At 55.7% G+C, this 13,057-nt stretch carries 15 protein-coding genes; 9 read left to right on the top strand and 6 right to left on the bottom strand.

Annotated features, from left to right (window positions below; all coding sequences use genetic code 11):
• Nucleotides 1-171 precede the first annotated feature (171 nt).
• The 3 genes from FHS09_RS18060 to FHS09_RS18050 all read left to right on the top strand — a co-directional run bounded on the left by FHS09_RS18060 (nucleotide 172) and on the right by FHS09_RS18050 (nucleotide 1,951).
• The gene (locus FHS09_RS18060; RefSeq protein WP_183462505.1) at nucleotides 172-705 is read left to right on the top strand and encodes an acyloxyacyl hydrolase; all 534 of its coding nucleotides are present in this window, start codon (nucleotides 172-174) and stop codon (nucleotides 703-705) included.
• A gap of 84 nt (nucleotides 706-789) precedes the next feature.
• Nucleotides 790-1,170: a putative periplasmic lipoprotein gene (locus tag FHS09_RS18055; RefSeq protein ID WP_183462503.1), complete on the top strand. Its 381-nt coding sequence runs from the start codon at nucleotides 790-792 to the stop codon at nucleotides 1,168-1,170.
• Nucleotides 1,171-1,312: 142 nt separating this feature from the next.
• On the top strand, nucleotides 1,313-1,951 hold the full coding sequence (locus FHS09_RS18050; RefSeq protein WP_183462501.1) for a sulfotransferase family protein: 639 nt from the start codon (nucleotides 1,313-1,315) through the stop codon (nucleotides 1,949-1,951).
• Nucleotides 1,952-2,098: 147 nt separating this feature from the next.
• Here the strand turns inward: FHS09_RS18050 and FHS09_RS18045 are convergent, their stop codons facing one another.
• The 4 genes from FHS09_RS18045 to FHS09_RS18030 form a co-directional block, all read right to left on the bottom strand.
• Nucleotides 2,099-2,704 (bottom strand): hypothetical protein, encoded by a 606-nt coding sequence (locus FHS09_RS18045; protein WP_183462499.1) that lies wholly within the window; start codon nucleotides 2,702-2,704, stop codon nucleotides 2,099-2,101.
• 339 nt (nucleotides 2,705-3,043) lie between these two features.
• A complete protein-coding gene (locus FHS09_RS18040) occupies nucleotides 3,044-3,442 on the bottom strand; it encodes a YgdI/YgdR family lipoprotein (RefSeq protein WP_183462497.1) in 399 nt (132 codons plus the stop codon).
• A 54-nt stretch (nucleotides 3,443-3,496) separates the two neighbouring features.
• Nucleotides 3,497-3,994, bottom strand: a complete 498-nt coding sequence (locus FHS09_RS18035) for a hypothetical protein (RefSeq protein WP_183462495.1) — start codon at nucleotides 3,992-3,994, stop codon at nucleotides 3,497-3,499.
• 163 nt (nucleotides 3,995-4,157) lie between these two features.
• Nucleotides 4,158-5,288 (bottom strand): GNAT family N-acetyltransferase/peptidase C39 family protein, encoded by a 1,131-nt coding sequence (locus FHS09_RS18030; protein WP_183462493.1) that lies wholly within the window; start codon nucleotides 5,286-5,288, stop codon nucleotides 4,158-4,160.
• Between the two features lie 163 nt (nucleotides 5,289-5,451).
• Here FHS09_RS18030 and FHS09_RS18025 point away from each other — a divergent pair, with 163 nt between their 5' ends.
• Entirely contained in the window at nucleotides 5,452-6,909 is a 1,458-nt protein-coding gene (locus tag FHS09_RS18025; RefSeq protein ID WP_343057515.1) for a RimK family protein, read from the top strand.
• Between the two features lie 63 nt (nucleotides 6,910-6,972).
• Here FHS09_RS18025 and FHS09_RS18020 read toward each other — a convergent pair whose 3' ends face one another.
• The gene (locus FHS09_RS18020) at nucleotides 6,973-7,854 is read right to left on the bottom strand and encodes a LysR family transcriptional regulator (RefSeq protein ID WP_183462490.1); all 882 of its coding nucleotides are present in this window, start codon (nucleotides 7,852-7,854) and stop codon (nucleotides 6,973-6,975) included.
• A 120-nt stretch (nucleotides 7,855-7,974) separates the two neighbouring features.
• On the opposite strand from FHS09_RS18020, the gene FHS09_RS18015 reads away from it, so the two are divergent.
• Nucleotides 7,975-8,751 (top strand): ferredoxin--NADP reductase, encoded by a 777-nt coding sequence (locus tag FHS09_RS18015; protein WP_183462488.1) that lies wholly within the window; start codon nucleotides 7,975-7,977, stop codon nucleotides 8,749-8,751.
• 182 nt (nucleotides 8,752-8,933) lie between these two features.
• Here the strand turns inward: FHS09_RS18015 and FHS09_RS18010 are convergent, their stop codons facing one another.
• Nucleotides 8,934-9,734, bottom strand: coding sequence for an integron integrase (locus tag FHS09_RS18010; RefSeq protein WP_343057521.1), 801 nt, complete (start codon nucleotides 9,732-9,734; stop codon nucleotides 8,934-8,936).
• 488 nt (nucleotides 9,735-10,222) lie between these two features.
• Here FHS09_RS18010 and FHS09_RS18005 point away from each other — a divergent pair, with 488 nt between their 5' ends.
• From FHS09_RS18005 to FHS09_RS17990, 4 genes are all read left to right on the top strand, one after another.
• The gene (locus tag FHS09_RS18005) at nucleotides 10,223-10,579 is read left to right on the top strand and encodes a hypothetical protein (RefSeq protein ID WP_183462486.1); all 357 of its coding nucleotides are present in this window, start codon (nucleotides 10,223-10,225) and stop codon (nucleotides 10,577-10,579) included.
• A gap of 81 nt (nucleotides 10,580-10,660) precedes the next feature.
• Nucleotides 10,661-10,990: a hypothetical protein gene (locus FHS09_RS18000; protein WP_183462484.1), complete on the top strand. Its 330-nt coding sequence runs from the start codon at nucleotides 10,661-10,663 to the stop codon at nucleotides 10,988-10,990.
• A gap of 64 nt (nucleotides 10,991-11,054) precedes the next feature.
• Nucleotides 11,055-11,459 carry a hypothetical protein gene (locus FHS09_RS17995; RefSeq protein ID WP_183462482.1) on the top strand — a complete coding sequence of 135 codons (405 nt, stop codon included), beginning with the start codon at nucleotides 11,055-11,057 and terminating at the stop codon, nucleotides 11,457-11,459.
• Between the two features lie 822 nt (nucleotides 11,460-12,281).
• On the top strand, nucleotides 12,282-13,057 hold a 776-nt coding region (locus FHS09_RS17990; RefSeq protein ID WP_246395120.1), incomplete at its 3' end, for a reverse transcriptase domain-containing protein.

Genomic DNA, 13,057 nt, shown 5'->3' with positions numbered 1-13,057 from the left:
GAATAAATCATCAGGGCCTTCGCGGTTTGCTAGAACCTCTTTGTAGGAGCTTGCTTGCAAGCGAACCGCTACAGAGTTCTGCACCTTTCGCTTGCAAGCAGGCTCCTACAGGGAAAGATTGTAGGATGGGCAAAGCGAAGCGTGCCCATCAATTGAATCGAGGAGAAAGCGGTGAAACAAGTTTTTTTTGTGTTGGCCCTGCTATTGCTGTGCCAATCGACATCCGCCAACGAACTGCTGCTCAGCGCCGGCGGCGGCCCGCAGCCGGACTCCGACCAGCGCAACCGCACCTACGGCATCGACTACTCTTTCAAAAAATTCGAAAAGAGCCACCGCCAGCATATCCACCTGGGAGTGAGCTACACCAAGGTGAAAACCGATACGGACGAGCACCGCTCCTTCTACGCGATTTCCATTTACCCCCAACTGAATCTCTACCCGCGCCGGCAGAGCTGGGGCCAACCCTACTTTTTTGTGCGCGCCCTGGGCCCCAGCTATATCAGTAGCAACCAGCTCGGCGACCGCCACCAGGACAACCACTTCGCCTTCCAGGCCCAGGTGGGCTACGCCGCGCGTATCGACTGGCAGGGCAGGGAGGATTTGGTGCTGATGGTGTCCTGGAAGCACTTTTCCAATGCCAATATTTTCAGTGATAACGACGGTATCGATATGCCGTTTGTGGTCAATGTAGGACTGAATTTCTGATTTTCAGGAATGGTCGCGGTTCTGCAAGGTGACTTGCCGCGATGCTTTTATTTCACCCGACCCAAGAAGCAAGGAAAATCAACAATGAAAAGGCTAATTGCATTTGCCGCAGCATCTCTTGTTCTCTCTGGCTGCTCAACTTCAACCTATCTCAAGCTACCGGAAGATTCGGTACTGAAAATCAAGCGGGGAACCGAAGAGCCCCTTGCTGAAGGCAAGGTGACAAGAACACCGCTGTCCTGGTCTTCCGCCGGCGGTATTCCATACAAGATCGAACAGAATGGCGAGGTTGTTCAGGAGGGCAGGTTGCGTTCCAGCTTTCGGCCCGCGTCCCTTTTCTGGCCGCCGGCCGGCGCTATCTATTGGCCGATGGGATTTGCCTACCCCTGCTACGACCTGACGCAGAAAGATGATCAAAGGTGTTCCGCTGAAACCCTGCAGGCGCTGAAGTCCAAGGACCAATAAGCGCATGATGCGAAGGGCACGACTATTGATATTAATGGTCGTGCCCAATCCAACAATCTCAGTCAAAAATCAGACTCTCGATACATTTATACCAAGCAGTATTTTGATCGGGCTGAATTTTGAGAACAATAAACTGGCTATCTTGAATATTCAGATTCTCGGTGCGAGTTTTGGCCGCACCGGCACCCTTTCCCTACAGCAGGCACTGGAAGAACTCGGTTTTGGCCCCTGTCTGCATATGAGCAACTTCGCCGCGGATACGGAGCGCTGTTGCGCATGGTTGGAGGAGCTCCATGCAGAGTGGATAAACTGGCCGCGCCTGCTCAGTGGCTTCGCATCGGCGGTGGACTGGCCCGTGTGCATTTTCCTCGAAGAGATCCTGGAGTGGGCTCCCGAGGCCAGGGTGATTGTTACCGAGCGAGATTTTGACAGCTGGTACCGGAGCGTCTCGGATACCGTCTTCCCGGCGTTGCGCTGGGCGGAATTGATACCCGAAAAGGTGAGGCCGGAGTTTGTGCGACTGGCCAGAGAGGTGATCGGCAACAGGACTTTTGAGGGAGAATTTGATCGGGAGTCCGCCAAGCGCCTCTATCGGACTCACCTGGAAAACATTGTTGAAACGGTACCCGCGGACCAGCTGCTGCGCTTTAGTGTCAGCGACGGTTGGGGTCCGCTGTGCGGTTTTCTCGGGAGGCCGGTGCCGGACAGGCCTTTTCCCCGGGAAAACTCTTCTGGCGAATTTTTTTCGCTGCTGAGCCGGATGCGGCGGGTGGAAAAGTAGAAGGGGCGAAGTGGACCATCCGGCAGCCGGGCTGCCGGATGGAAGTGTGGGCTCGGCTTACTTACAGGGCCAGCCGCTTGTGGATAGCGTCATCCAGGTAGCTGATCCAGCTCAATAAACACAGTTACCGACACCTGTTGAGAAAAATCAGAGCCCGTCAGAGGCTTCCAAAGTCTGCCGTGCGATTTCCTCTGGATCCTTGGAAAGCCATTTGGTGAGATAGGCATCTTTCTTGGATTCAATGCTCGCAGCGTTGTTTTCGGCCCACAGCAGTGAGGTCTCGGAGTTCTCTACCAATTTGGTACTGCTTGCCCAATCTCCGAAATCCTTTGAAGATGTGCTGAAGCTGCTGTCCGCATTCTTCTTGATCGGTTGGAAACTGAAGCGCGCCTTCCAGGCGCCCATGCGCGGGGTCACCATCGCATAATAGGTTTTGCCTGCTTCCACCTCGGCTTTCATAAAGTCGGCGGCCTCGGAAACCACCATAAAGGTATGTTCGCCGGGCTCCACTTCGTGTGAGATCTTGGTGCCATTGGCCATAATGCCGATAAATTCGTTCTTATCGTCTTTAACTTCAAACAGCGAAGCGTTGATTGCTGAACCGACGAAAGACGAGCGCATAAAAACAACTTGTGCTTTGTCCGAATTCGGAGCGGCGACAGTCTGGTTGGTGCTGACAAGCATCGGATTGCCAGCACAGGCGGCCAGCCAGATGGAGCTGGCGGCAAATACAAGTTTAACCAAGCGCAACATATTGTTATCTCCCTTTATGGTGAAAAGTGCCAGCGCAGTTTGACATTTTTTTACTTGCCTGGATAGGCTGGCGGCGGAGGGGGATAAAGAGACAGGTCAGTCCTGGATGGCACCAAGTTAAGCGATAACAATGATGCGAAGGGCCTGATGCAGCGACCTCTTTTGCAGGAGCTGGCTTGCAAGCGAACTGCTACAGAGTTCTGCACCTTTCTCCTCTGCAAGCAGGCTCCTACAGGGAAAGATCGTAATGTGTTGGTTCTGCTGTTGCCATACCAATCGGCATCCGCCAACGAACATCCGGCAGAAGCGCTGCCGGATGGAAGTGTGGGCTACCTTTATTTACAGGGCCAGACGCTTGTGGATAGCGTTATCAAGGTAGCTGATCCAGCGGTTGTAATTCCGGTGAATGGTGTTGTTTCTCTCGTTGTAGTCCAGCATAGAGCTGTTCTTGTAGAGAATGTTGTAGCTGTTTTTGTCGTAGGATATTTCAGTGGTGGCCCGGTGATTGCGCACCTTGATTGAGGCTTCGATCAGGCCGGAGCTGATTTCGCGGCAGTTCCAGCCCTTGTCCACGCAGCCGGCGAGAATGCCCTGTCTGACAGTTTCCGCGGTTTGCGGCACCCCGTTCAGGCGATTGGGTACCGGGCTGTCGTTGATATTCATTACTGAGTGACTGGTGCAGCCGGCCAAAACTAGAGTAAACAGGGCGATAAAAAGCCCATGTACAACTGAACGCATAAGAATTCCTCAAGTTCAATTAAACAAAGAGTTGATGTGATTTCGGAGGTCGATTTAACCCTGGTGCTTGCTCTTGATCCACTTGGCGACGTCATTTCCAAGCGTGTGCACGCAGCGCTCCAATATCTGGCATGACCCTTTAAAGCCGCCACCAAAGCCACCACTGGAGTTTCTGGCATTTTGAAAAGAGTCGATCAGTTCGCCGTCCCTATAAAGTTCGGCCTCAACGGTTACCGACTTGCGGTGACCGGTCCAGGCATTGCCGGAGCTGACAGCATTGAGGATGCTCAATTTGAGATTGAAGCCTTCGGTTTTCAGATCCAACTCGGGCTGCAGCGCTGCGGAAAAACCGTACTTCTCCAGGAATTGTTTCGTCGAATCGGAAAATTTGTACCCCAGATTGGTGCATTCTCGAACGATATTCGGTGCAATTACCTTGGTATCGTAGTATTCCGCTTTTTGGTTGATGGTAATCTCGGCATTGTCCTGTGCCAGCGTTGAAGTACTCAACAGAGTTCCGACCAAGAAAGCTACAACTTTCCCTGTTTTCATAATTCCCCCCAATTTGGTTGCTATTTATTCATTTGATATGTGGCTATTGAAATGTGGGCAGGTTGTTCCCACTCAAGCACGCGAGCAAAGTTACCAGAAATTGGGGAGGGGCCAAAGTGCAAGATGGCGAACGGATAGGCCCCTTAACTTGGCGGCATTCGAGTCAGGCCCCGTTGGCAGGGGATTTTCGCACCACCACCGCAGTACGCAGCCTCTCCCGCCCAAATAGCGACATCCTGGCAAAGTCCTCCCGCGCGATCGGCAGGTACTGGCTGTCGAGGGGATTCTGCTCGTCGTCGTAGTCCGGGTCGTGCACATAGAGGCACTCATCGTCGATACCGGTCAGGGTCACCCAGTGAGGTACCTTCCTGCCGTCCAGGCGGTAGGTGCTGATCAGCAGCAGCGCCAGAGCGCCCTGCTCCAGCCACTGCTGTAGCTGGTCCTGGGTGAAATCCTCCTCGATAACCGGAATATCCCGCTCGCGGGCGGACCGACGGAAGTCTGCATCCACCTGCCGAATGACCTTTTTTTTGCTTTCCGAACGCACGCCGTGGGCGAATAGTGGTGTCCCCTGGTTCAGGTAGACGGTGCAGTGGAAGCCGCGCGCGCGCATTGCCAGCGCCAGGCCTATCGGATGGCAGCCGCCGGTCCCGGAAGTCATAAAGATGGTGGTGGCCTCGCGCCACAAGGCCAGCTCCTCGCTGACCGAGGGCCGGTAGTCGGGGCGGAGCGCCGCCATCGCCATCATCGCCGCCGCCGGGCCGCAGGTGAAGTCGGTGGTCTGGCCGTACCAGGGCACTTGCAGCCTGTGCAGATTCTCCGGGCGGTAGCGGATGCGCTTCTGCATGCGCAACGCATTGGCGTCGTCTTCGTAGTAATTGGGATAGCTGCCAAAGGTGCGGTAGCCCTGCCGCTGGTAGAGGGCGATGGCGTCGTGGTTGTCCTCGGCCACCTCCAAGCGCATAAAGAGGCGACCGCTGTGGCTGCTTTCCTCTTCAGCCGCCGACAGCAGAGCGCCGCCGATTCCCTGGCCGCGCCCGGCCGGACTCACCGCCAGGGAGTAGAGCCGCGCCAGGCGGGTGCCGCGGCGCAGCAGCACCAGTACATAGCCGAGCAACTGCCCGGCCCGTTCCGCCACCAGGAAGACGCGATTGTCCGCCGCCACCCAATGGCGCAGGCGTCGGCGGGAGAGGCGGTCGCTGCTGAAACAGGCCTGTTCCAGCGTGTGCAGGGCAGGTACATCCGCCGGGCAGGCGGGGCGAATCTGGAAAGTCGGAGAGTCGGAAGAGGGCATCTGGGAGTCCGCCAACCGGCGGCCGGAAACACCGCGAAGCTGCGGCTGAGCTACATTAGCAAAAGGCGCAAAAAAAGATAGGAGCTGGACAAAATTTCTTCTATCTTTCGCGCAGTTTTTCACCCTTACCGAGACGCCTTTCCGAATGTCCCAGGTGCTGATTGTGATCGACCAACCCGCCGACTGGGCTCCCTACTATCCCAGCGAGCGGGTGATCACCTTTGCCGACTACTTACAACTGCCCGGCCGCCACCAGCGGGTGCGGGTGATCAACCTGTGTGCCAACTACGAGTACCGCAGCGAGGGCTACTACTGCTCGCTGCTGGCGGAGGCGCGCAGCCACCACGTACTGCCCAGCGTGCGCACCCTGAACGACCTGGCGGCGCCGCAGCTGTACAAGCTGCAGCTGGCGCGGGTGCTTCCGGCGTTGGGCAAGCTGCCCCGGCCCGAAGTGCCGGGGGAGACCCTGGTGGTCAAATCCTACTTCGGCCAATGCCCGGAGCCGGCGCTGCAACCCCTGGCGCGCCTGCTGTTCGATCGCTTCGCCTGCCCGGTGCTGGAGATCCACCTGGCCTGCCAGCAGCAGTGGGAGATCGTCGACCTGCGTATCTGTTCCCACCGCGAACTGAATGAGATGGAGGAGACGCTGTTCGCCGAGGCCCTGGACAGTTTCAGTAATAAAGTGTGGCGCCAGCGCAAAAACCAGGGCAGCAGCCGCTACGACCTGGCGATCCTGGTCAACCCGGAAGAGGCGTTGCCGCCCTCGGATAAGAGTGCGATCAAGAAGTTCGTCAGCGCCGGGCGCGAACTGGGTTTCTCGGTGGAGCTGATCACCCCCGCGGACTATATGCGCCTGCCGGAGTTCGACGCCCTTTTTATCCGCGAGACCACCGCGATAGACCACCACACCTACCGCTTCGCGAAAAAGGCGGAGGCGGAGGGGCTGGTGGTGATCGATGACCCCACCAGCATCCTGCGCTGTACCAACAAGATCTACCTGGCGGACCTGTTTGCCACCCACAAGGTGTCGGCGCCCCGGACCTGCATTCTGCGCCGCGGCGACGAGGACAGCCTGCAGAAGGCGCTTTCAGAGCTGGGCCTGCCGATGGTGATTAAAATCCCGGACGGCTCCTTCTCCCGCGGCGTGGTCAAAGTGAAGAGCGAGGAGGAGCTGCGGGATAAGCTGGGCGAGTTGTTCGCCGAGTCCAGCCTGCTGCTCGCGCAAGAATACCTCTATACGGAATTCGACTGGCGCATCGGCGTGCTGAACAACAAGCCGCTCTACGCCTGCCGCTACTACATGGCGAAAAACCACTGGCAGATCTACAACCACAGCAATAAGAAAAACGCCAGCGGCGGCTTCGCCACCCTGCCGACTTTCGAGGTGCCGAAAGCCGTGCTGCAGGCCGCACTCAAGGCCACCAAGCCCATCGGCAACGGGTTCTATGGCGTGGATGTGAAGGAGTCCGCCGGCCGCGGCTATGTGATCGAGGTGAACGACAACCCGTCCATCGACAGCGGGGTAGAGGACAAATACCTGGGCCGCGAACTCTACCGGCTGATACTCCAGGAATTTCTGCACAGATTGGATGCGCGGCGGGCGGGGCAGCAGCAGGGATAACCGCTGGGAAGCTCCCAAAAACGTACTTTCGTCGTCCCGGCTTGACTGGACTCGCGCTGATCATTACGGCGCCTGCCGGCACAGCTCCAGCCAGCGCTCGATCCCCGCGCTGCGGTACTTCTGCCGGTGCAGGGCGAAATAGAACTCGCGGGAGAAATCCCGCTGCGGCACCGGCAGCTCCACCAGCGAGCCGCGCTTCAGCGCGTCGGACAGGGACACCCTTGAGAGGCAGCTGATCCCCAGCCCCGCCTCCACCGCGCGCTTGATCGCCTCGGTGTGCTGCAGCTCCAGCCGTATATGCAACTGCGGCAGCAGCCCGGCGAGGGCGCGCTCGAAGGTCTGGCGGGTGCCGGAGCCGGGCTCGCGCACTATCCAGGTGGCTCCGCACAGGTCTTTGTCGCTCAGCCGTTTGCGCCCGGCCAGGGCGTGCTGCGGCGCGCAGAAGACCACCAGTTCGTCGTCGCGCCAGGGGATCATCTCCAGGTCCGGATGGTTGAGCTCCCCCTCGATCAGTCCCAGGTCCAGCTCGAAATTCAGCACCCGCTCGGCGATGGCCGCGGTGTTGGCCACCTCCAGCTCCACCCGCGCCCCCGGTTGTTCCTCCATATAAAGGGCCATTACCCCCGCGGCCAGATAGTTGCCGATGGTCAGGGTGGCGCCGATCTTCAGCCGCCCCAGGTCCTGGTGTGCGGCCAGCGTCCGCTCCAGCTCCCGCGCCCGCTCCAGCAACTCCTCCGCCCGCGGCCAAAGCTGGCGGCCCAATTCGTTCAGGCGCAGGCGTTTGCCGGTGCGTTCGAACAGGCGTAGCTCGAACTGCTGCTCGAACTCCTTGAGTGCCGTGGAGGCAGCGGACTGGGACATATTCAGGCTGACCGCCGCGCGGCTCACGTTCTCGTAGTGAGCGCAGGCGAGGAAGACTTCCAACTGGCGAAGGGAATAGCGCACGGGAAATTCTTTAATTGAGTAAATCGATAAGGAATATCGAAATATCCCATTTTGCCAATAGATATTCTAGGGCTAAAATTCAATCATTAAGAGAATTCAGGAATAAGTGGTTCTAAACTTATGTCTAATTTGAATATAGAGAAGGTGCTCGAAGTCCATCACTGGAACGAGACGCTGTTCAGCTTCAAGACCAGCCGCGATCCGGCTTTCCGCTTCGAGAACGGGCACTTTACCATGATCGGTCTGCCGCAGGACAACGGCCGTCCGCTGTTGCGCGCCTACTCTATCGCCAGCGCCAACTACGAGGACGAGCTGGAATTCTTCAGCATCAAGGTGCCGGACGGCCCGCTTACCTCCCAGCTGCAGAAGATCAAGCCCGGTGACGAGATCTTCGTCAGCCGCAAACCCACCGGCACCCTGGTGGCGGACCACCTGCTGCCCGGCAAGCGCCTGTGGCTGCTGTCCACCGGCACCGGCCTCGCGCCCTTCCTCAGCATCATCAAGGACCCGGACGTGTACGAGCGCTTTGACCAGGTGATCCTCACCCACGGCGTGCGCCACGTATCCGAGCTGGCCTACCAGGACTATATCGAAAACGAACTGCCGAACCACGAGTACTTCGGCGAGATGGTGAGCGAACAGCTGCTCTACTATCCCACGGTGACCCGCGAGCCCTACCGCAACAACGGCCGCCTCACCGACCTGATGCTCTCCGGCAAGATCTTCAAGGACCTGGGCGTGCCCCAGCCGAATGTGGAAGAAGACCGCTTTATGCTCTGCGGCAGCCCGGCGATGCTCAAGGATCTCACCACCATTCTCGATGACTGGGGTTTCCGCGAGACCCGCGCTGGCGTACCCCACGAGTATGTGATCGAGCGGGCCTTTGTGGAAAAGTAAGCAGCCGCTCTTGTAGGAGCCTGCTTGCAGGCGAACGGCTACGGAGTTGTCCGCCCGCAAGCAGGCTTCCTAGCAAAGATAAAACCACCCATCCGGGTGGTTTTCTATTTGATGTGTCAGGCACGTCGCGCAGTGCCGTAACGGGCACTGTTCCGGCTTCTTAACTCAGCAATCTGATTCCCTTAAGCTGCTACTCCATAAATCGCCACCGTTTCAGCGATCCCATGCGGCGGCTGCATTTGGTCCATCGGACTCAATACGCCTTTTCCGCCCCGGTTTACCACGTGGGTATAGATCTCCGTGGTACTGATATCCGCGTGCCCCAACAATTCCTGGATAGTGCGAAGATCATAGCCCGCCTCCAAAAGATGAGTGGCAAAGCTGTGACGAAAAGCGTGCGCGCGTGCCGGCTTGTTGATATCCGCCTTCCGTACCGCAGTTCTAATCTGGCGGGTGAGCGTGGTCGGGTGCATATGATGTCTGCGCAGCACACCGGAGCGAGGACAACGCCCGATAGCGTGGGCTGGGAAGAAGTATTGCCAGCCCAGTTCGCTGGCAGCGCGGGGGTATTTCCGTTCGAGGGCGTCCGGCAGATACACTCGACCATAGCCATCGAGCAGGTCTTGTTGGTGAAGCAGAGCCACGCGCCCTATTTGGTGCTTGAGGCTTGAAATCAACCCCTGTGGCAGCATCGTCGTTCGATCCTTGTTTCCCTTGCCTCCGCGCACAAAAATGTTGTTGCTGCCAAAATCGATATCCTTTACGCGCAGGGACAGCAGCTCAGCACTGCGCAGCCCGGAGCCATACATCAGCGCAACCTGGAGATGATGGACTCCTTGCAAATGGGCGAGAATCGCCTTTATCTCCTCTCGGCTGTAAACCACCGGCAGGCGCCGATGCTGTTTAGCGGGATTAAAATTAAGCAGATTGATATCTTTGCTGAGGAAACGCTTGTAAAGATACACCAGCGCGTTGAGTGCTATACGCTGGGTGTTGACAGAGCAAAAGCGCTGCGATGCGAGAAAGCTCAGTGGACATAGGTCTGCTCAGTTCGGTAGGCCAGTCCGTTCTGCCGAATATGTTGCCGCAACTGATCCATAAACCGTTCCGGTTTCCGAGGCAATCGGTGGCGTATGTCATCCATGAGAGGTCCTCCAGTAGGCTGTTTATCCATACAGTATTGACTCGAATCGCCACGTGTCAATGGCAGAATTCAGCAGCAGGTTCGTCTATCTACGGAAAATTCCCGCTAAGTCATTGACTTTCAAGGGGTTCCCAATATGATCAAAAGCACTTCTGTTGGAGAGATATAAAGCAGCAGTGCACTATCTATCTGTTGAAATATCCGCCAACTTGGTTTAACTCCTTGAATTTTGGCGAAATTTCCCATGGCGGTGATGCGAGAGACTTGTAGATAGAGAGCTGGGTAGATATGAAGCAGCGTCTTTTGAATTAACTGTTAGCACTTGATATGAAACCGACAGAAGACTGGATCAAAGATTGGCGTTATGGCGTAGATCCGAACTTGGAAAAGAGCGTTTCTGAGGGATTAATTGAAATCTTCAAGGACTTCTGGCTATGGGCCAACTTGGACACCAAGAGCAAGAGTACACAGCAGCGCTACTCTGCGGCCCTCCATGCACTGGGTGGATACCTTATAGAGCAAATTGGAAATAGCACGATATATTCTGGAACAACACAGGATTTTCTCGCAGGATACATAGATGCCGGAGAGGGTCCCTTGATCTACCAAGATAACGAAGGCTGGCAAAATGAACTCGATACAGTTTGCAGAAAACTTTACAAGTATCTTGGCTCGCAGTGCTAACAAGGCCAGGCAGGGCGACGCCAAAAAGCGGCGCGCCTGCTGGCAGCGTTAAGTGTCCCAATGATAACCAAGGTGCATTAGGTGGGTGACGTAATAGATTTTCCAGGCCATGGGGAGCAAGGGATAAGAAAAGCTCTCGACTACTTCCGCGTTGCGTATGCAAAAGCGGGTCTCTCACCCGAAGAAATTAACTTGGCTATGGAAGAATTTGAGCCAATTGTAAGGCAATTTCTGGTTCGCAAGGAGTTTGAATTTAATTTGAATGGGCAATTTTCCCCAGAGCAAGTTGAGGGAATCAAACGGGCTCACAACGAGGTAATGGGATCAGCTATCAGCTATTTCAGTCAAAACATCTGGTTAGCTCTATGCAATATAGGTGGTCTAATTGGTCGTAACGTGCAAAACACTTAACAAAAGCAGTCAAGGCGACGCCAAAAAGCGGTGTGCTTGCTGTTGGCGTTATGAGTGAACAATTATGAAAGATAGATTTCCTGGATCTCCAGGTGAACATCAGAGAAAAGAACTTATTGAAGTTGCTCATTCACCTGAGATACTAACGTTATCTAAGAAGAATCTTTCATTCATTTTGAAGTTGTTGAAAAATAATTATCCACATGATACCAAAGCAGGAGATCACAATCTTCTCACGTGGAAAGAAGCTTTTCTTCGCGTGAAAAGCGCTTTGGATGAAAAAAGAAAGAAGAATCACGTAAGAATATCAAACGCTATACAGGCTCTAATTCTTATTGTGTTGTTGCTAACCTTGGGCCATCAAATTTACAAAGATTCTAAACCAGCACCAGAACCAGCAGTGGATAAGGGCAGTGAAAGCAATGAAACACAAAACGCAGATGTTTCCAAGTCTACTAAGGGAGATTGAGGCTCCGTTCCTCATAACCAGGCGCTGCTCGTGCCGAGATAAATCCGAAGTCTTGGGATGAATTTTATAAATTCGGAAATTGGCTATTGTTACCCAGTGGGTGCAGGTCAGGATTTACGCCTTGACCCCAGTCCCACCAAGACCAAAGCCTAGCCAGCAGGTCAGTAGTGAAGCCCAGGTGCGATCTTGGTAACAAGGTGTGCGGAGCAAGGGTGGAGCGAGAGTGTAGGCCATCTATTGAGCCCCGAAATATTGTAGAGTCGCGGTCACTGGATAACCGTCGAACGACGGGAAAGCCGACGGACTGCAGCGTACCGGAAGGCAACAGTCTCAGCAGTGCCATGGCAAGCTGCTGCGACACCGCCGGGGTCTGGGAACATGGCATGCGCTTACAGGGGTAGCTCGGGAACTCGGGAGATCCGATTGAGTCCTGGTTCAAGCAACCGGCAATGGTGCGCCGGTCTACAAATACACCGGGCTTCGCGAACTGATCTGCTGCAAATCGCGGAGAGTCCATACAGGAAACACGAACAGACAGTAGAGAGATACCAGGTACTGGGGGCCGATAGCGAAAGTGAAGAAACCCAGGAAGCGAGATCGGAAGTCTTAGCGGATCATAGTACCGATGATCGCCGGCAATGCTGGTGATCGGTAAGGTGGGGAACGTTTGCCCCAAGGACCCACTGTAGGGAAGGTGAAGCCGGGTATGACGTGTTGATGAATTGAACGACAGGAGATACTTTGGGATCACTAACTGTCTCACTAAAACTTCGTCGACTAAGAGCGCAAGCAAGGGAGCACCCGGAATGGGTGTTTACTACGTTGCACCATCTGATTGACGTTGACTTCCTGCGAGAAGCCTACCGCCAGCTCAACAAACAGTCAGCGGCGGGTGTGGACGGGGTTACGGTCGAAGAATACTCGGCGAACCTCGAACTCAATCTGGCAGACCTCTACCAGCGCTACCGGGAAGGGAGCTACGTGGCCCCTCCCGTCAGACGAGTCTGGATCGAGAAAGAGGACAAGAGTCAGCGGCCAATCGGTATCTCCGCACTTGAGGACAAGATACTGCAAAGAGCCGTGGCGATGCTCTTGGGAGCCATTTACGAGATCGACTTCTACGATTTCTCCTATGGCTTCCGGGAAAAGCGCAGCGCGCACGATGCAATCAAGGCCTTGCGGGATAGCTGTATCCGGGAGAAAGCCAGCGTAATCATCGACGCGGACATCAGCAAGTTCTTCGACACGATGCCGCATGATCGCATCCGCGAGATACTCCGGCTGCGCATCAACGATGGGAAAACCATGCGCCTGATCGGCAAATGGCTAAAGGCCGGAGTGGTTGAAAAGGACAACATCCACTACCCGGACTGCGGCTCACCGCAGGGTGGGTCGATTAGCCCGATGATTGCGAATATCTTTCTCCACCATGTTCTTGACGATTGGTATGTAAAGCAAGTGCGCCCACGGCTGACGGGTCGCAGCTTCCTGGTAAGGTTTGCTGACGACTGTGCGCCACGAAGGCGCACTGGAGGATTCAGATCCTCCGTGCAGCCGTGCTGCACAAGAGATGAGGGCGGGCCCCTCGGAGCCGCCGT

The sequence above is a fragment of the Microbulbifer rhizosphaerae genome (genome assembly GCF_014191725.1).
GTDB classification, from domain to species: domain Bacteria; phylum Pseudomonadota; class Gammaproteobacteria; order Pseudomonadales; family Cellvibrionaceae; genus Microbulbifer; species Microbulbifer rhizosphaerae.
This window is presented reverse-complemented; position numbering and strand designations above follow the sequence as displayed.